The sequence below is a fragment of the Agrobacterium sp. DKPNP3 genome (assembly GCF_052686535.1).
The window spans coordinates 18,625-37,612 of the sequence record NZ_JBQYSN010000019.1 but is presented as its reverse complement, the minus strand read 5'-3'; the positions used below and the strand labels follow the sequence as shown (position 1 = coordinate 37,612).

Below are 18,988 nucleotides of genomic sequence, written 5' to 3'. Positions count from 1 at the left end.
GCACTACACGGGTGAAAACTGCGCTTCACGGGCGTGGCCGGAAGCGGATTTGGCGAGTGAGGACAATTGCTGCACCAGCAGACGGCAATCGTCGCGGTCGGTCAGCCATTGTTTCCTGTCTGTTGCCGATAGGGTGTGGAAGGCGTCCGCATAGGTCTGCGGGGTCATCTGGTTGAAAAGGGCGGCAAGATCGTTAGCGCCCGCCTGTTGCAGGACGAAGCCGATATTGCGTTTTTCAATGAAGCGAGCCGTTTCGGTGCCGGAAAGTGCAATTGGCAGGGTGCCATAAAGGCAGCCTTCATAAAGACGGTTGGGCAGCAGCCAGCTGGAATTCTGGCCTTCCTCGAAAAAGTCGATGGCCCAGGTGAATTGCACCTCGTTATAGATGGCGGCGAGATCCTCGGGGTTCTTGTATGGCCCATGGAAATGCACATGCGGGGTTGCGGCCACGACGCCGTCGAAATCGGCAAACTCCGAATAGGCTGGCCGGCCACGCAGGATGATTTCGACCCTGCCTTCCATGCGGCGAGCGAACTCAGCGAGAATTTCAAGCGATTTGCGGCAGCGGAGCGCCCCGAACCAGCCGATTTTCCACGGCACGCCGGGCGCGGGCGCCCGTCGTCTTGGCGTGGCGGCAACGGTGTCGTCGAGCGCCAGCACCTTGTTTTCCTGCAAGAGGACAGGAAGATCGAGGCCGGACACGGGCTTGAAATAATGCTCCACGAAGGCCGGAGAACTGGTGATCAGCAGTTTGGCGTCGCGTGCGAAATAACGCTGAGCGGCGTTCAGCATCTGTCCGGGCTTGCCCTGGTTGAGAAGCAGGCGGTGAATATCGAGACATTCGTAAACCAGTGCCGGCTCGCCGCCATAGATCGACATGGCGCGCTTTGCCAGAGCGAGCATCTCCAGATTTCTGGCAAGAATGACCTCGGGTGTCGGGATGCCGCTCAATAGCTTGCCGAGCGAAAGGCTGGCTTTCCCCACCGCGGCTAGGCGTTGCATGAACTTCCCGTCGGCGGTCTCTCCGAGCACGATGGGCACGACGCCCTCGATTTCCGCCAGCCGGTTCTGCCCGCGCCGGAAACCTGCCAGCGTGACCCGCGCCCCGCCTGCAAGCAAGGTCAGCACCCGCCGGCGAATGGCGGGGTCTGAAAGATCATGCGCGAGGTAGAGAATATGGGTCATGCAGGGTTCCGGGTGGTTCGCGGGTCAAAGACGCCGCAGCACGGGATTTGGTTCAAAACATCCGGTCAATTCAGAGCGCAGGCGATGCTTTCCGGGAACTGACATTTGTCGCCCAGTGCCGTGAAGGCGAAGCGGTCAACGACCATCTGCGATGGCCCGGCATAAGCAAACTTGCCCATCCAGTCCTTCAGCGTGTCGGTGCCCCACAGGCTGAAGAAGATTTTCTGAGCGTTCTGCGGAATTTTCGTCGCGTCCGTCACCTCATGAACGAGCTTGCCGTTGACGTAATAACGCAGGCGCTGCGGTTCCCAGACGAAGGCATAGTCGTTGAAGCCGGCATCGGCGCCGCCTTCCACCGGCACCAGCTTCTCATTGCCGCCCTTGGCGGACACATATTGATTGAGCTGTACCTGATTGGTGTTCTTGCCAAGAACCTCGAAGTCGATTTCGTCATGCGGTTTCTTGTCGGTCGGGCCGATATAGGTGAAGAAGGCAGAGTTCAGTCCTGTCCCTGTTGCGGCCTTCATCCGCGCCTCATACGTGCCGTAACGGTAACGGCCCTTGGTCTGTATTTCACCGCAGGCAAAGTTGCGTTCGCCGAGTTTTTGCTGATCGAAACCAAGCGTCAGTTGGCCGTTTTCGACCGTCGCCAGTTTCTTCGACCACGTGCAGTTCTGGTGGGAACCATTGTTCCAGCCGTCGGAAACGTACCAGAAAGACCGGTCCATGGAATCGAAGTTCTCTATGAAGGACGTGCCGTTGCCTTCCTGGGCGTTGGCGGGCGCTGTGAAGGCCGTAGCCGAGAGGGCGGCGGCAAGAAGAATGCGTGTCTGAACGCGGGTGACAAATGTTGTCATTGGTTCACCTCTGTCGTTGCGAATAAAGCGTTTCGGATGTGGGCGGGCCGATCACGGGGGCCCGTTTGGTCACGGCGGCGACTGTCGCCTTGCGTTTGCCGCTGCGGCTTCCGGTGAGCACAGAATAGAGGTTGGGCAGATATTTACGCGTCTGCGCGTTGCTGATGATCAGAATGACGAAGGCAGACAACGTCGCAGCGATATAGAAGGCCGGATAAAAGTCCGGCCCGCCTTTCTTCCAGATCATCCACATGATGACCAGCAACGGGTAATGGGCGCAGAATATCCAGAAGCTGAGGCTGCCGGTCTCGGCAAGCCGCTGGCCAAGCCGGCTGCGGATCAGGATGGATGAAGACACCCAGAAGCCGAGTGCACCAAAGACCGCGAGCAGATTGCGCGACATGTTTAGCCAGAACGTGAATTCCGGGCCGGTGAAATATAGACCGGTGGCAAGAATGGCAGAGGCGATGAAGGTCAGCACCATGATCGGCAGGGCGTAAGGATCGAGCGCCTTGACGTCGACACGGTGCAGCGCAAGCGCAATACCAAGCGAGAAGCTGAAGAGGATCGATTTTTTCTGGACGATGTAGATCGTGAGATCAGGCATGGCCGTCACGACCAGCAAAATGGCAAGGGTCGGCAGCGCGAAGCGGCGCATCAGGAATGCGAGGACGGGAGACAGCAGAATGCAGACGAAAAGGTCGCGCAGAAAATAAAGCGGCACGTTGACCGGCAACTGTTCCAGCGCCGCCCCGTGGCTCAGGATTTCACGTGGGCCGGCGTTCCAGAGATCCGGGAAATATCCCACGCCGACTTCGAAGAACTGAATCAGCAACACGGCGGCAAACAGCGCGCCATTCCACAGCAGGAAGGGCAGGAGCACGGTTTTCGATTTGGAGCGGATCGTTGCCGGATAATTGAATTCACTCATGCCGCGACGAAACAGCAGGTAACCGGAAATGGCGCTGAGACAGGGCACACCAATGCGAAACAGCGCGTCGCCCAGGAAAACCCGCAGCCAGTCGAAAAAGCCGTAAAGGCCGAGAAACGGGCTGGTTTCGGCATCGTGCGGCACATGCACGAACACGATTCCTGAAATCAGCAATATGCGCATCAAATTGATACGGGAGTATAGGTTCTGATCGACAGTCACATCAGTCACCCCTATTGGGCGGCGTCTCCCCACGCCGCGTTGCAACCAGAGCGAACTTAAGCCCGCACTGGAAAGTCTGGTTTCGACTTTGGGATAAAATGTGGCGACGCGGGAAAAACACAAGATTAGATTTTGCGGGTGAATGTCTGGCTTGAGTTCAAATTCTGTCGCACGAAAAAATTAAATTATTGAAATAAAATAATTTTGTTAGAAATCACGTTTCCTTAAAAATCTTCGAAGCGTGTGAATTTGTCATTTGCCGTGATGTTGCGCTGCAAAAAGAGCGCCCAATCCTCCATGCCACGACGATAAAAATCGCCGTGGCATGGCCGCTTAACGGCAGAAATGAGGCGCATTTTTCTGCGGTATTTCTAACCCTGGGTTGCGGTATTCGGCGCACGCCGTGATTTAACCATGCCCAGGATTTTCCCCAGCAGGGCACGTTCAGTCAGCAGGATCAGTATTGCATAGATGGCGCCGCCCACGGCAGCGCCGATAAGAACCTGAAGGGTGGCGTTGGGAACGCGATCGGCGAGAAGGTGAAGCAAATAGCGCACCGCAACGGCCATTACGAAAGCGGCGATCATCGGCCGGCTACTGACGTAAAGTCCCTGGAAGAAAGGCGTGTCGCTCGCTTTGAACACAGCCCAGGAGTAAGCGACGAGCGTGACGGCGTTGACGATACAGAGCCAGATCATGGCATCTATCAACGTTCCATAAAGCGCCGCGAACCAGACCGCGACCGTGGTGACGACGGCACGGAGTGTCGCCGACCAGAACAGGACACGACCGTAACCAGCGCCCTTGAGGTAAGGGATGAAGGTGCTGCAGGGCGTGAGAATGGCTTTCGATAGGGCCAGAAGACCAAGCACCGGCCAGGCATAAGCCCAGTTCTGCCCGAAGATGACAAGCATGGCCGGCTCGGCCACGGCCCAGAGACCGAACATCATGGGCGCGAGCAGCACGGTCAGCACCTGCGTGCTGAACATCAACGCATCGCGCCGGCGCTGGGGGTCGTCCATCATGCGGCTGAAAGCGGGAAACAGAACCCCCATGACGGCGGATAAAACCACCTGGTTGGGAATGCTGGCGAAACGGTTGGAAGCGGAATAGGCGCCGGCATCCGCCAGACCCAGGTGCCGGGCAATGACCACCATCGGCGACTGGAAGGTGACAAAATTGGCGATTTCCGAGCCCATCAGCCCCGAACTGAAGCCAAGAAGCGGCACCAGCCGGCGTGGCTTCATGACAAAACGCGGGCAATAACGCGAAACGGCGTAAAGTCCGACGAGGCGAATCAAAGCCGCGGCGAAAAGCTGGATGATAAGCGCCCAGACGCCGAACCCCATGAAGGCGAGCGCGACCGCGACAATCGCCGCGATGCTCTCCGAGGCCATGCTCCACAGCGCATCCTTGCTGAAGTTCATCCGTCGCGCCAGCAGCGAATAGGCGACATCGCCAGCAAGCTGTAACGGAATGAGGAAGGCCATGATGCGCAGCAGGTATGCGCTTTCCACCGCACCCAGCAATCCGCCGAAAAATTCGGCGAAGATGTAGAGGACGGCTGCCATGGTGCAGGAGATCGCCAGATTGGCCCAGAAGACGGTATGGATCGTTTCCATATCCTCATCCTTCTCGACGATGAGGGCGGAGGTGAGCCCCGCCCCGGCGATCATGGTCAGGAACTGTACAACCGTAAGTCCTACTGCCACCACCCCGAATTCTTCCGGCGTGAGGAGACGAGCGAGAATGGGGACCGTGACAAATTTAAGCCCGAATGTCCCTGTTTTTGATAAAACGCTCCAGCCCACATTCGTGGTGATGGTCTTTACATTTGGTGCTGGGGGCATACAAGCATCCTGTTTCTGGAGGCCGGCGGGAGGAAGCCGGTTGGGAGTTGCCGATACCATCGGGGCCGCTTTTAGGATCGGGCCCGACACTTCTTGATCAACGCAAGGGGCGAAACAATGGCAAGATTTACTGTCGTCATTCCCTACTACCAAAAGCAGCACGGCGTCCTCGGACGTGCACTCGCATCGGTTTTTGCGCAGACCTACCAGGACTTCGATCTTGTCATCGTCGATGACGAATCGCCATACCCGATCGATCGGGAACTTGCGGAAATTTCGCAGGAACAGAAAGACCGGATTATTGTCATTAAGCAGGCGAATGCCGGCCCGGGCGGTGCACGCAATACCGGTCTGGACAACGTGCCCGATGGCACCGACTACGTGGCCTTCCTGGATTCCGACGATATCTGGACGCCTGATCATCTCAAGAATGCAGCCTTTGCGCTCACGACGTTCGGTGGCGAGTGCTATTGGGCTTCGATGCAGGCAAGTGACGAATTTTATTACCATTTCGCCATTTCCGAGCTTGAGAAAAACGAGGGCGCGGCACGCGTTTCCGAGACGCCGCTGGTGATCGAACTGCCTGATCTGGCAAGTGTGATGCTGCGCAACTGGAGCTTCCTGCATCTCTCCTGCATGGTGATCGGCCGTCCTCTTTTTGAGAAAATCCGCTTTGACCCGGCGCTTCGTCTGGCGGCGGAAGATGTGCTGTTTTTCTGCGATTCCATCCTCGCTTCGAAGCGGACGCTGCTCTGTGACGACGCCGGTGCGATGCGCGGAATGGGCGTCAATATCTTCCACAGCATCGACAATAGCTCGCCGGAATTCCTGCGCCAGCAGTTCAATACCTGGGTGGCGCTCGATACGCTGGAGGGGCGTTTTTCACGCCGGCCGGCCGATGTCGCCTCCATTGCATCCTATAAAAACACGGCACGCAAACAGGCGCTGTGGAGCCAGGCGGGCAATCTGAAACGGCGCAAGGCGCCCGAATTCGGACTGCTGTTGAAGTGGGTGATGCGTGATCCGGCACTGCTGCGTGCCGCTTTCGAACTCGGCGCCGGCAAAATCGTGCGCTCCAGATGAGCGAATTTTCGCCCGCAAGAATCTATATGTTTTTCACCGAGGAGTGACCTCATGAAACCTTATCACTGGGAATCTCATCACGGAAATTTCGGTGACGATCTCAACCTTTGGCTGTGGGACTTTCTGCTCCCGGGCCTGCGCGACGTCCATGACGATGTCATGCTCGTCGGTGTCGGCACCGTGCTCAACGACGTTCTTTTGCCTGGAAAACAGCGCAAGCTGGTGATCGGTAGCGGTTATGGTTATGGCGCGGTGCCGGATACCAGCACCGAGTTCTGGGATATTCGTTGCGTGCGCGGCGAAAAAACCGCCGCCAAGTTGGGGCTCGCGCCTGAAAAGGGTATTGTCGACCCCGCCGTCATGGTCACGGAGATGCCTGACTTCAAAAACCTGCCCAAACTTTACAAGAAGACCTTCGTTCCCCATTGGGAATCGGCGGAGTTCGGCATGTGGGAAACGGTCTGTGAGCCGGCAGGACTGACCTATCTTGACCCGCGCGGCGAAGCGAAAGCGGTCATCCGCGCCATTGCCCAGTCTGAATTCATCGTGGCTGAATCCATGCATGGTGCAATTCTGGCGGATGCCTTCCGCGTGCCGTGGGTTGCCGTCAGCACGTCGCCTTCGATCAACAGCTTCAAATGGAGCGACTGGGCCGGCAGCGTCGGCGTGGAGTATCAGCCGCGTTATGTGCCGGTTTCGACCCGCGCAGAGGCGGCGAAAAAAGGCTCGCGTTTCTGGGGCATGAGCTTCCCGCCACCACCGCCACCTATCGTCGCGGAGCCTGGTTCGGTTTCTCCGCATGAGGGCGCCGCGCATGAAGGCGAAGTGCTGGTGCGCCCACAGGAAACGCAATCTCGCTCGCTGCGAAAACTCGCCAAGCAGGTGCTGGCGGCCCCTTCCACGCTGGCGCTTTGGCAGGCCAGCCGCGCGGAACCCCGTCTCAGCCCGGACGGCCGACTGGAGGAGCGGAAGGAACGTTTCTCGGCGGTTCTAGACACTGTGAAGCGAGATTATTTTTAAGCATGTATCCGGAAAATGCGGCAGCATTGTTCAGGCCGCATTTGCTGGATATCCGACGCCGGAAAGGCAATCGGCGCCTTCGGCGCCGACGGTGGTTATCAGGCAGCCTTCTTCATTGAAGTTGGCCGTCACGCTGAAATGTCGATGATCCCGCAGTCTCCCACCTCGGAGGCAAAGGCGAGTAGTTTGCCGGTGGCGCTCCAGTCCATGCTGGTGATCGCGCCTTTCCCGGGGCGGCGCAGCAGGGCTTCCTTGCCGTCGGCGAGGCGCACGCCGAGAATCATGCCGTCGATGAAGCCAATGGCGAGAACGTCTTCCACCGGGTGGAAGGCGACGTTGGTGGCGAGGATGTTGGCGCGGCTGCCGAGTTCTTCCGGGGCCTTACCCATCGGGCCATCCTTGCCGGAGAAGGGCCAGACGATCGCGGCGGGCGAGCCTGATGAGGCGAGCCATTTGCCCTTTGCCGACCATGATACGGATTTAACCTTGGCGGGATAACCGGTCATGCGCATATGGCGCGCTTCCATGCCGCCTTTCGTGGCTTCCATCTTCCAGCCATGCAGGGCATTTTCCTGCATGGTGGTGACGAGGAACTTGCCGTCTGGCGAAAAGGTGACGCCGGTGTGCGCACCCTTCCATTCGAGATCGACGGGATCGCCCGCGGTTGCCACCCAGTGGAGCGTCACACCGTTATAACGGGCAACGGCAATCCGTAGGCCCTTGGGTGCGAAGGCGATCGCCTCCACTGTGCGCTCTTCCTTGAATTCCCTGACCGTGCCGTCCGAGAGACGCACGAAGCTGGACTTGCCGACGCCATAAGCGACCGCTTTCTGCGGACCGCCGGCGACGACGCCAACCCATTTGCGCGGCACGTTGGCGATCTCGCTGATGCTGCCATCATGGCCGATGCGCAGCACGCGCCCGTCTTCACCGCCAGAAAGCAGCGTGGCGCTGTAAGGGTCGCGAATGCAGGTCAGAAGCCCGTCATGTGCTTCGGTTACCTTCTCGCCGCCATCCAGCCGGTGAATCGTGCCGGCGGCGGTGGCAAACAGCGGAATGTCGCCGAGAAAATGGGTCGAGACCACGTGGCCTTCGATATCAAGCGGGGCAACAGTCGGCATGGGGCATTGGTCTTTCGTATCTATGTTTTCTGCGGTGGGTTCGTTCTCAAACCAAAGTCACGAAAATCCGCTAGCGCGGCTCCGCACCCTGGCGTCGAGGTCGGCATTCGGGGCGAACCCCGGGGCGTCCGACCGTCTCCATGCTGTCCGCATTGGGTCCTCGGGTCAAGCCCGAGGACGACGCCGGAAGTCGCTAGGGGTGCCGAGAAACCGGTAAAGCATCTCGGTGTCGCCCTTGAAACCCTATGCCGTGGCGAGGCAGGCGTTAAAGCTTTTCTCCAGCTTCTCGCGGTCCAGTTCGCGGCCGATGAAGACGAGGCGGCTTTCGCGCTTTTCATCTTCCTTCCACGGACGCTGGTGGTCGCCCTCGATGATCATGTGCACGCCCTGCACCACGTAACGCTCCGCGTCGCCTTTGAAAGCAATAATACCCTTCAGGCGCAGGATGTTGGGCCCATCGACCTGCGTCACCTTTTGAATCCACGGGAAGAAGCGCTCAGGATTCATCTCGCCGCCGCGCAGCGAAACCGACTGCACCGTGACGTCATGGATCGGCGAAACTGCGCCATGGTGGTGATCGTGGCCATGGTCGTGATCATGGTGATGATGCGCGTGGTCGTGGTCATGATCGTGATGATGATGGTCATGATCATGGTGGTGGTCGCAATCGGGGCCGCAGACGTGGTCGTCATGGCCATGCTCGAGGAAATGCGGATCGTTCTCGAGCGCGCGCTCCAGGTTGAAGGCGCCCTGGTCGAGAACGCGGGCAAGATCGACGCCGGAGCGCGTGGTCTTGTAGATGCGGGCGGAAGGATTGATGGCGCGCACGATATCTTCGATGCGGGCGACTTCCTCGGGCGAAACGAGATCGGTCTTGTTGACGATGACGACGTCGGCGAAGGCGATCTGGTCTTCAGCCTCGCGGCTGTCCTTCAGCCGCAGCGGCAGGTGCTTGGCGTCAACGAGGGCAACGACGGCATCGAGCTCGGTCTTGGCGCGCACATCGTCGTCCATGAAGAAGGTCTGGGCGACGGGCACCGGGTCGGCGAGACCCGTCGTTTCCACAATGATGCCGTCGAAACGGCCGGGCCGGCGCATCAGACCCTCCACAACGCGGATCAAATCGCCGCGCACCGTGCAGCACACGCAGCCATTGTTCATTTCATAGATTTCTTCATCGGATTCGACGATCAGATCGTTGTCGATGCCGATCTCACCGAATTCATTGACGATGACAGCGTATTTCTTTCCGTGGTTCTCGGAGAGAATGCGGTTGAGAAGCGTCGTCTTGCCTGCACCGAGATATCCCGTCAGGACGGTGACTGGAATGGGCTTGGCTGCTGCTGTTTCGGTCATGGAAAACCCCGTGTGGAGAGAGGCCTGATCGCCTCAGGAAGATGTGTTGACGTCCATATAGGCGCGACGCCGCGGCAGTTCAAAGAGATTTTGGTCGAATTCGGCCGTGCCATTCAAGTTTTGTTATGAAATAACGTTATGTCAAAAGCGTGGATATCTTCAAGCAGTTCGAGAAGGCCGTTGACCGCATGGGAAATGAGCCTCTCGCCCTTTTCCGCGGTCGCGGCGGCCGCATTTCCGGCAACGCCATCCGGGTTGAGATCGCTCATCAGCCAGCCGAAGGCGTGGGGACCATAGGCGCGCAGATGCTTGAAACGCTGGGTGAAATCACTCTGCCGCGAGGGGAAATTGGCGGCCTTTTCCATTGCCACACGCTCGGGATGAAGCGCCAGCATGACGGATGTCTCGATATCGCCGCCATGGATATCGATTGCCTTGTCTTCGGGGGTGATGACATTTACGGGCACGCCGAAGCGCGTCCAGCTCGTCGCCACGGCGAGCATGCCGAAACGGACGCGGGCCTCGGTGGCAACGATGGTCATCAGTGGTGAATTGCCGCCATGGGCGTTCAGCATCACAAATTTGCGCACACCCTTTTTATATTCAGCCTCCGCAATGCCGAGCCAGCGTTCGACGGCTTCAGCGTAACCCAGCGTCCTCGTGCCGGGCACATTCATGTGCTCGATGGAATAACCGACGGGCTCTGCCGGCAGGAAAGAAACAGGAAGATGGCGGGACAGCGCGGCAGCGAGCCGGGTGACGATTCCTTCTGCAATCAGTGTGTCGGTCTCGAAGGGCAGGTGCGGCCCGTGTTGCTCATGGGCGCCGAGCGGCAGCACGGAAATTGCCCCTGTTGCGCGAAGATCGGGCTCTGTTACGTTTTCGTCGTGATAATGCGTGTATGAGTTTGGCATCTGGCAGTCCGCGCATGCATTCGATAAGGATTTCCAGCAGCATATATCGGTTCCGCCACAGGGTAAAAGGCACTCGCGTATGAGCAAGGACAAAAGCGCCAAGAAGGACAAGGGCAGCAAGAAGGCCAAGGAAGGGAAGAAAAACAGGGAAGAGAATTTCAACCCGGAGGAACTGGCGCAGTCCATTACCCAGGCTGCCCGCTCCATGCGCACGGCGCTCAGCCATAGCCTTGCCGAAAGTGGCCTTTATGCCGGACAGGACGGCGTCATTCTCGCTCTGGCGCAGGAAGGCAGCCTGACACCGGGACAGATCGCCCAGAAACTGGGCGTCAAGGCACCCACCATGACGCGCACCATCGGTCGCATGGAAGCCCAGGGCTTCGTGGAGCGTAGCGGCGATGAAGAGGACGGCCGCGTTACGCTGGTGAAGCTCACGGAAGCGGGTTTGAAGAGCGTCGACCATATCAACAACTCGATCGCCACTTGCAGCGAGCGCGCGATATCGGGTTTTTCTGCCAAAGACATTCGCAACGTCGTCAGGCTTCTCAAAGCCATCGACGCAAATCTTCAATGAACTTATTTGATTTTTAAATCTGTCCTGAGTTTTTGTAAGCGTTCCTTAAACGGGTTGCGGATTTCATTTAAATTGTTTAATTGCAGTTTAAATGGACATGCGCCGTTGACATGCGTTTAGGGAGGAATGCCATGGCACAAAAGGTTAAACTGTCGACGATTGCCGAGAGTCTCGGTCTTTCGACTGCCACCATTTCTCTGGCATTGCGCGACAGTCCACTGGTAGCATCCGATACGCGCGACAAGATCAAGGAACAGGCGCGGGCGCTGGGTTATATCTATAACCGTCGCGCCGCCAGCCTGCGCACGTCGCGCTCGGGTATTGTCGGGGTTGTCTTCCATGATGTGATGAACCCCTTTTACGGCGAAATCCTGAAAGCCATCGAAAGCGAACTCGATCGCAGTCGCCAAACCTTCATCCTGTCTAACCATTATGATTCGGTGGAAAAGCAGCGCACCTTCATCGAGACACTGCTGCAGCTCGGGTCTGACGGCATCATCATGTCCCCGGCGATCGGTACGCCGATCGAGGACATGACGCTCGCCGAAGACAACGGCATGCCCGCCATTCTCGTGGCCCGTTCCATGGACGGCGTCGATATGCCGACCTATCGTGGTGACGACAGCTACGGCATTTCGCTCGCCACCAATCACCTGATCAGCCTCGGCCACCGCACTATCGCCATGGTTGGCGGCACTGACCAGACCTCGACCGGCCGTGATCGTTACCAGGGTTATGTCAACGCGCTGCGCAAGGCGGGCATTGACGTTGATCCGAACCTGCGCATCCCCGGCCCACGCTCCAAGCAGGGCGGCTTCGAGGCAGCTGTGCATTTTCTCTCCCTACCGCAGAAGCCGACGGCTGCCGTTTGCTGGAACGATCTCGTCGCCATCGGGCTGATGAACGGCATCTCCCGCGCCGGTCTGGTGCCAGGTGTCGATATATCGGTCACCGGCTACGACGATCTGGAGGAAGCTGCCATCGCCACCCCGGCGCTCACCACCGTTTCCAACGGCCAGGCCGAGGTCGGGCGCCTGGCAGCTCGGGCACTGCTGGACAGGCTGGCCGGCAGCCATGAACCTGACGGCATTCATCTCATCAAGCCGGAAATGCGAATCCGGCAATCGACCGGCCCGGTGCGGCCGCGGGTGTGAGCTCGGTATCGCTTTCATCAGTTATTCCGACCCTGAGCCGGCTGACTGCGCGTTGCCCATAGTCGCCGGCGACGTTTCCTTCCTCCGTCATACCGGCCTTGAGCCGGTATCCAGCAAGCCTAAGTCATTGGCCTGAAAAGACTCTTCCCGCCGCGCGGACGCGCTGCGGCTGGATTCCGGCTCAGGGCCGGAATGACGGAAGCTATATTTTTACGTCCTCCCCATCGTCTTTTCGATTTAAACCGGACAGTCGTGGATCCGGTCCGTTTGCCGGTGGCGGACGCCAAAAAAACCGGCACGAAACGTCCTCTGCCCCCATAACACCCCCTTATTGGGCTTTTCACGGCCCTTGTTGTTTGAAAAGATCGCAGCCCTGAGGAGTGGGATGGCAAGCGGTTCGTCTGGCAACCCGCTCCGGCTATTGGAATGTTATCAGGAGGAATACCCGCTCATGTCTGACAAAAAGGCCGTCGTTCTTGTTCCCGGCAAGATCAATCCGCGCGTTCTCGAACGCCTCGAAGGCAAGGTCGAGATCGTTGCTGCGCCTGCGGGCGCCGAGCCGGTTCTGCCTGAGGGTGCGGCCGAGCGCGTCAACGCCATTGCTGTTTCCGGCGCCGTCAACGCCAAATGGATCGATGCGCTGCCGAAGCTCGAGATTATCGCTAATTTCGGCGTGGGCTACGACGGTGTCGACGCCAAGCATGCGGCGACGCGCGGCATTGTGGTGACGAATACGCCTGATGTGCTGAATGACGAAGTGGCGGATACGACGATTGCTCTGCTCATCAACACGGTGCGCCGTCTTTATCAGGCCGAAACATGGCTGCGGGAGGGCAAATGGGCTGGGGAAGGTCCGTTCGCACTGTCGCCGTTCTCGCTGCGAGGCCGCAAGGTGGGGCTGTTCGGAATGGGCCGCATCGGCCAGGAGATCGCCAAGCGCCTGGAGCCGTTCAAGGTGGAGATCAGTTACCACACGCGTAGCAAGCGGGATGAACTCTCCTACACCTATTATGGCTCACTGAAACAAATGGCTGAGGCCGTCGATACGCTGATCTGTATCGTGCCGGGCACGCCGCAAACACACAAGGCGATCAATACCGAAATCCTGACGGCGCTCGGACCTGAAGGTATATTCATCAACGTCGGCCGCGGCTCCAGCGTTGATGAGGACGCGCTTCTTGAGGCGTTGCAGAGTGGCGCCTTGGGAGCTGCCGGGCTCGATGTTTTTTACGCCGAACCGAAGGTGCCGGAAGCCTTCCTGTCGCTTCCGAATGTGTCCCTGCTGCCGCATGTTGCCTCCGCCTCGGTTCCGACGCGCAATGCCATGGCCGATCTGGTGGCCGATAATATTCTCGGCTGGTTCAGGGACGGCAAGGTGCTGACGCCGGTGCCGGAAACGCCCGTCAAGGGATGATACTTCCTGCGTCGGCTCCTGGCCCATGAAAAGGCGATCCACGCCCTTGAGGGCCATCTCACTGCCGCCGGGCCAAACCTCGTGGCAGCGAGACTTGCCGGATGACCCGGGGAAACGCGCCTATCTCTTCGAAAAGGCCCTGACCATCTCCGCGTCCTGCTGGAGATTATCGAGCCACGTTGGATCGAGCTTGGGCACCGAGGAGAACAGCAGCTTGGAGTAGGGGTGGGTGGGTGATTTGATCGCTTCCGTCTCCAGATGCTCGACCTTCTGCCCGCCATACATCACAACGATCTCGTCGCAGATGGTTTCGACGACCGAGAGATCGTGGCTGATGAAGATGTAGGAAAGGTTCAGTTCCCGCTGCAACTCGCCGAGAAGATCGATGATGGCAGCTGCAACAACGGTATCCAGTGCCGAGGTGATTTCATCGCAGATGATCAGTGAAGGATCGGCAGCAAGGGCGCGGGCGAAGTTGATGCGCTGCTTTTGCCCACCGGAAAGGCCGGATGGGTGGCGATGGCGCACCGATCGCGGCAGCTTCACCATATCAAGAAGCTGGTCGATCCGCGCATCGCGCACCTTGCCTTTCATGCCGTGGTAAAAGGTCAGCGGCCGGCCGAGGATGTCTTCGATCGATTTTGATGGATTGAGTGCCGTATCCGCATATTGAAAGACGATCTGCATGCGACGCAGCTGGTCGCTGGTTCGACGCCGGGAGTCTGGGTGCAGTTCGCGACCTTCGAAGATGACATGGCCGCTCGCCGCCGGCAGAATGCCGGCGATGGCGCGAGCAAGCGTGGATTTTCCGCAGCCAGACTCCCCGATGATGCCGAGGTTGCGGCCGGGATAGACCGCGAGACTGACCGTATCCACCGCCCGGACCAGCGGCATCTTGTCGTCACCCCTATTGCCATAACCGGCGATCAGATTTTCAATATCCAGCAGCGGTTTTGCCCGTTCCTGCGTGGGCGGCGCAACCGCGCGAACCTTGTCCTGGAATGCCGTCAGCAATTCCCTCGTGTAAGGATGCTGCGCATTTTCAAGAATTTCCGTCGTGGTGCCCGTTTCCTTGATCTCGCCGCCCTTCAGCACGACGATGCGATCGGCGATCTGGGCGACGACGGCGAGATCGTGCGACACGTAAACGCCGCTAATGCCACCCTTGAGCATGGCCGATTTGAAGGCGCGCAGCACTTCGATCTGGGTCGTCACGTCAAGGGCGGTCGTCGGTTCGTCAAAAATCACCAGCTTCGGGTTGCCGATCAACGCCATGGCGGCGGAGAGGCGTTGCAACTGACCGCCCGAAACCTGATGCGGGTAACGCTCCCCGATGGTTTCAGGGTTTGGCAAGGACAGTGCCTTGAAAAGGTCGACGGCGCGGATGCGCGCCTCCTGCGGCGGCATCAGATGGTGGATACGGGTGACTTCTATCACCTGGTCGATGATCTTCTGCGCCGGGTTGAAGGCGGCGGCGGCGCTTTGCGGTACGTAGGTCACATTTGTGCCACGCACCTTGGCGCGCTCTGCTTCGGAGAGCTGCACCATGTCCCGCCCGGCAACGGTGACACTGCCGCCTGAAATGCGGCAGCCGGGCCGGGCATAACCCATCAGGGTCAGGGCGATGGTCGTCTTACCAGAACCGCTTTCGCCGATCAGCGCGACGATCTCGCCATCGGCGATGTCGATGTCGACGCCCTTTATGATCTCGATCCGGCGACCGGAATCAGTGGTCGCTTCGACCTTCAGTCCGCGAATTTCAACCAGATTGCTCATGCTTCCCTCCTGTCGCGGATTTTCTGCGGCAAGTTGTCGATCAGAAGGTTGACGCTGATCGTCAGGCTGGCAATGGCGATCGAGGGGAATATGACGGCTGGTGCCGCAAAGGGCAGACCACCGATGTTTTCGCGCACCAGCGCGCCCCAATCCGCATTTGGCGGCTGCAGGCCGAGGCCGAGGAAGGACAGCCCGGACAAGAGCAGAACGATGAAAACGAACCGCACGCCGAGATCGGCAAGTACGGGACGGATGATGTTCGGCAGTATTTCTGCGCCGATAAGGTAGAGAAGGTTTTCGCCGCGAACGCGAGCAACGGTGACAAAGTCCATGGTGTTGACGTTGACAGCGAGTGCCCGGGCGAAACGATAGGCGCCCGGCGTGTATATGACGGACAGCGTGATGATCAGCACCGGAATGGACGACCCCACCGCGGCGACGACGACGAGGCCGAAAAGCTTGCTCGGAATTGAGTTCACCGCATCCAGAAATCGGCTCAGCGCCGCATCGAACCAGCCGCCGATGACGGCGGCGCACATGCCGAGTACGACGCCGCAGGTGCAGGCGATGGTGACAGCCGCGAGCGAAATGCCGACCGTGAAGCGCGCACCCATCAAGATGCGGGAGAAGACGTCACGGCCGAGATAATCGGAACCGAGCCAGAGATCTGACGTCATCGGCCCGAAGTAATCGAAATCGACGATTTCACCGACCGGATGCGGAATGAGATAGGGGGCGAAAATCGCAACCATCGCCCAGAGGAAAATGACGAGAAAGCCGAAAACGCCGACTGCGTTGATCTTGTAACCCAAACGCGAAGTTCCCTGATATGTCTTGATATGATCGGTCATCAGCGCAGCCTTGGATTGGACATGATGGCGATGATGTCAGCTGTCGTGATGAGGAGGAGATAACCGACGCAGAAGATCATCGCGCAGGTCTGGATCAGCGGCAGGTCACGGGTTGCCACACCATCGACCATCAGTTTGGCGATGCCGGGATAGTTGAAGATCGTCTCGACGATGATAACGCCGCCCACGAGGTAGGAGAGCGACAGCGCGACCGCATTGACGATGGGGCCGAGCGCGTTGGGCAGCGCATGACGCAGCACGATGCGCATGCGTGGGGCGCCCTTCAGAAGCGCCATTTCCACATAAGGAGTATCCAGGGTCTCGATCACCGCGGCACGGCTCATGCGGATCATCTGCGCCGAAACAACGAAGGTAAGCGTGATGACCGGCATGGCATAAACGCGCAGCACATCGAATAGCGTATGAACCTCGCTAACAAGCGACAGGGCCGGTAGCCATTTCAGGTAAACGGCGAAAAGCAGAACGGCGAGCGTCGCGATCATGAATTCCGGCACCGAGATGACACCGATGGTCAGGATCGTGACGGCCCGATCATAAAGCGTTCCGCGCAGCATGGCGGAGCTGATGCCGAGCGTGAGCGCCAGCGGCACGGCAATGATGGTGGTGATGCCGGCAAGTTTCATGGAATTGACGAAACGGGGGCCGATGAGATCGGCGATCGCCATGTTGTTGGCGTAGGACGTGCCGAGTTCGCCGTGCAGCAGGCCGACAAGCCAGCGCACGAAACGCAGAAGGGCCGGATCATCAAGATGCATCGCGGTCCGCAGACCCGCCACCGCCTCCGGCGTGGCAGCCTGGCCGAGGAGGATCGTCGCGGTATCGCCGGGCAGCAGGCTGGTGGCGGAAAAGACGATAAACGACACAATCAGCAGCGTCGTCAGCATGACGACCAGCCGCCTGGCGATAAGAGATAATATTCGGCTGTTCATTCAAGATGCTCCTGCGACCGGCCCTTATTGTGGAGGCTTCCCGCATCGGCGGAAAGGTCGCCGGGCACTTGAATGCCCGGCTCCATGGGCTATCAGGCTTCGAGCCAGACGTATTCCGCAAACGCGTACCCCATCATGCCGCCAAGCGGATTTGCTTCCAAACCCTTCAGCTTGGAGGAGATCGCGTCGACATTCGAAATATAGGCCGGAATGATGGTGCCGGCTTCGTCGGCAATCATCGCCTGCATCTCGAAATAGATTTGCTTGCGCTTTTCCATGTCGAGCAGGCCACGGGCCTCCAGCATCATCTTGTCGAACTTTTCCGACTTGTACTGGCTTTCGTTCCAGGGTGCATCGGAGGCGTAGAGCAGGGAGAAGAGGATGTCCGGTGTCGGGCGCGGGTTGATGTTGCCGAAGTGTATCGGTGCCTTCAGCCAGTAATTGCTCCAGTAGCCATCCGATGGCACCCGTTGTACGTCGAGCTTGACGCCGATTTGTGCGGCCGAAGCCTGCATGATCATTGCCATGTCGATGGATGATCCTGCCGCATCCGATGCGATGACCGGAATGGACTGACCGATGACGCCGGCTTTTTCGAAATGAAACTTTGCCTTGTCCAGATCGAAGGCCTTCGGTTTGAGGTCCGGGTTGTGATAGGGGCTCATGGGCGGAACGGGCTGGTCGTTGCCAACTTCACCGAGGCCGCGCAGCGCCGCCTTGACGATCTGCTCGCGATTGATCAGCGATTTCATGCCCGCAACGAAGTCGGTTTTGTTGCCGGGTGCCTGATCAAGCCGAATGTTGAGGTTGGTATAATTTCCGGACGTCGTCTTGGACATGACGACGCCGTCCTGTTTGTCGAGCAGGCGAAGCGCACGTGGATTGATGGCGGCAGCAAGCTGGATGTCGCCGGAAAGAAGGGCGTTGACGCGTGCATTGTCGTCGGAAATCGCCATGAACTCAAAACTGTCGAGATGCGGACCGCCGGACTTCCAGTAATTCGCATTCTTTGCCATGACGGAGCGAACGCCGGGCTCGAATTTCTCGAGCTTGAACGCACCGGTGCCATTGCCTTTGGAGAAGTCCGTAGCGCCATCGGCAACGATCATGAAGTGATGCAGCGCAAGGATGGATGGCAGGTCGGCGTTCGGGTTTGCCAGCGTAATTTCGACGGTGTTTTTGTCGACCGCCTTGAAACCGGTCATTTGAGCCGCGATCTTGGCGACCTTGGAGCCGACAGCGGGATCGAGGTGACGCTTAAGCGAATAGACCACGTCATCGGCCGTCAAAGACTTGCCGTCATGGAAGGTGACGCCGGAACGCAATTTGACCGTCCACGTTTTGGCATCTTTCGTTTCGATGGATTCGGCCAGCTCCATCTGCGGTGTGCCGGAAACGTCGAGAAAGGTAAGCCGGCTATAAAGGGCGCAGCAACGGACATAATCCGTCGAAAGCGAGGCCTTTGCGGGGTCGAGCGTATCGGCGGTGGAGGAGGACCATCCGGCCGCCTTTAACGAGCCACCGGAAACCGGTGTTGCCGCCACGGCCTTCGAGGCGCGGCCGAGGATGGCCGAACCGGCCGAAAGGGCCACGCCACCCGCCAGCATCATGTGAAGCAGCTCACGCCGCGTCGCGCCGCGGCGGATCGCCTGTTCAACGGCGGCATCGTCAGAGCGGGTCCAGTTTGTAATCCTGTCACTCATGGTATTCCCCTTTTGTATTTGTTGAAA

16 protein-coding genes are annotated in these 18,988 nt (G+C 58.8%); 5 read left to right on the top strand and 11 right to left on the bottom strand.

The window, feature by feature from the left end:
* Positions 1–3: 3 nt before the first annotated feature.
* The 4 genes from ACUTJJ_RS08040 to ACUTJJ_RS08025 all read right to left on the bottom strand — a co-directional run bounded on the left by ACUTJJ_RS08040 (position 4) and on the right by ACUTJJ_RS08025 (position 5,045).
* The gene (locus tag ACUTJJ_RS08040; RefSeq protein ID WP_296072408.1) at positions 4–1,185 is read right to left on the bottom strand and encodes a glycosyl transferase family 1; all 1,182 of its coding nucleotides are present in this window, start codon (positions 1,183–1,185) and stop codon (positions 4–6) included.
* A gap of 65 nt (positions 1,186–1,250) precedes the next feature.
* On the bottom strand, positions 1,251–2,042 hold the full coding sequence (locus tag ACUTJJ_RS08035) for a glycoside hydrolase family 16 protein (RefSeq protein WP_296072409.1): 792 nt from the start codon (positions 2,040–2,042) through the stop codon (positions 1,251–1,253).
* A gap of 4 nt (positions 2,043–2,046) precedes the next feature.
* A complete protein-coding gene (locus tag ACUTJJ_RS08030; protein WP_296072412.1) occupies positions 2,047–3,195 on the bottom strand; it encodes an acyltransferase family protein in 1,149 nt (382 codons plus the stop codon).
* 371 nt (positions 3,196–3,566) lie between these two features.
* Positions 3,567–5,045, bottom strand: coding sequence for a lipopolysaccharide biosynthesis protein (locus ACUTJJ_RS08025; RefSeq protein ID WP_296072414.1), 1,479 nt, complete (start codon positions 5,043–5,045; stop codon positions 3,567–3,569).
* A 117-nt stretch (positions 5,046–5,162) separates the two neighbouring features.
* On the opposite strand from ACUTJJ_RS08025, the gene ACUTJJ_RS08020 reads away from it, so the two are divergent.
* Together ACUTJJ_RS08020 and ACUTJJ_RS08015 are read left to right on the top strand one after the other, a co-directional pair.
* Complete coding sequence (locus ACUTJJ_RS08020; RefSeq protein WP_063947136.1) at positions 5,163–6,128, top strand: glycosyltransferase family A protein; 966 nt, start codon at positions 5,163–5,165, stop codon at positions 6,126–6,128.
* 51 nt (positions 6,129–6,179) lie between these two features.
* Positions 6,180–7,148 (top strand): polysaccharide pyruvyl transferase family protein, encoded by a 969-nt coding sequence (locus ACUTJJ_RS08015; RefSeq protein WP_296072418.1) that lies wholly within the window; start codon positions 6,180–6,182, stop codon positions 7,146–7,148.
* A gap of 128 nt (positions 7,149–7,276) precedes the next feature.
* Here ACUTJJ_RS08015 and ACUTJJ_RS08010 read toward each other — a convergent pair whose 3' ends face one another.
* The 3 genes from ACUTJJ_RS08010 to ACUTJJ_RS08000 form a co-directional block, all read right to left on the bottom strand.
* Positions 7,277–8,269, bottom strand: a complete 993-nt coding sequence (locus tag ACUTJJ_RS08010; protein WP_445541843.1) for a WD40 repeat domain-containing protein — start codon at positions 8,267–8,269, stop codon at positions 7,277–7,279.
* Positions 8,270–8,512: 243 nt separating this feature from the next.
* Entirely contained in the window at positions 8,513–9,625 is a 1,113-nt protein-coding gene (locus ACUTJJ_RS08005; protein WP_296072425.1) for a CobW family GTP-binding protein, read from the bottom strand.
* A gap of 113 nt (positions 9,626–9,738) precedes the next feature.
* Positions 9,739–10,539 carry a creatininase family protein gene (locus ACUTJJ_RS08000; RefSeq protein WP_296072428.1) on the bottom strand — a complete coding sequence of 267 codons (801 nt, stop codon included), beginning with the start codon at positions 10,537–10,539 and terminating at the stop codon, positions 9,739–9,741.
* A 79-nt stretch (positions 10,540–10,618) separates the two neighbouring features.
* On the opposite strand from ACUTJJ_RS08000, the gene ACUTJJ_RS07995 reads away from it, so the two are divergent.
* From ACUTJJ_RS07995 to ACUTJJ_RS07985, 3 genes are all read left to right on the top strand, one after another.
* Positions 10,619–11,113 (top strand): MarR family winged helix-turn-helix transcriptional regulator, encoded by a 495-nt coding sequence (locus tag ACUTJJ_RS07995; RefSeq protein WP_063947141.1) that lies wholly within the window; start codon positions 10,619–10,621, stop codon positions 11,111–11,113.
* A 131-nt stretch (positions 11,114–11,244) separates the two neighbouring features.
* A complete protein-coding gene (locus ACUTJJ_RS07990) occupies positions 11,245–12,267 on the top strand; it encodes a LacI family DNA-binding transcriptional regulator (RefSeq protein ID WP_445541842.1) in 1,023 nt (340 codons plus the stop codon).
* A 451-nt stretch (positions 12,268–12,718) separates the two neighbouring features.
* Positions 12,719–13,681, top strand: a complete 963-nt coding sequence (locus tag ACUTJJ_RS07985; protein WP_063947142.1) for a 2-hydroxyacid dehydrogenase — start codon at positions 12,719–12,721, stop codon at positions 13,679–13,681.
* Between the two features lie 120 nt (positions 13,682–13,801).
* Here ACUTJJ_RS07985 and ACUTJJ_RS07980 read toward each other — a convergent pair whose 3' ends face one another.
* From ACUTJJ_RS07980 to ACUTJJ_RS07965, 4 genes are all read right to left on the bottom strand, one after another.
* Positions 13,802–15,457, bottom strand: a complete 1,656-nt coding sequence (locus ACUTJJ_RS07980) for an ABC transporter ATP-binding protein (RefSeq protein ID WP_445541841.1) — start codon at positions 15,455–15,457, stop codon at positions 13,802–13,804.
* Entirely contained in the window at positions 15,454–16,308 is an 855-nt protein-coding gene (locus ACUTJJ_RS07975; RefSeq protein ID WP_209090285.1) for an ABC transporter permease, read from the bottom strand. The genes ACUTJJ_RS07980 and ACUTJJ_RS07975 overlap by 4 nt, the downstream gene beginning before the upstream one ends.
* Entirely contained in the window at positions 16,308–17,258 is a 951-nt protein-coding gene (locus ACUTJJ_RS07970) for an ABC transporter permease (RefSeq protein ID WP_144578543.1), read from the bottom strand. Before ACUTJJ_RS07970 ends, ACUTJJ_RS07975 begins: the two co-directional genes overlap by 1 nt.
* Before the next feature lie 92 nt (positions 17,259–17,350).
* Positions 17,351–18,961: an ABC transporter substrate-binding protein gene (locus ACUTJJ_RS07965; RefSeq protein ID WP_144578542.1), complete on the bottom strand. Its 1,611-nt coding sequence runs from the start codon at positions 18,959–18,961 to the stop codon at positions 17,351–17,353.
* Positions 18,962–18,988: the final 27 nt, after the last annotated feature.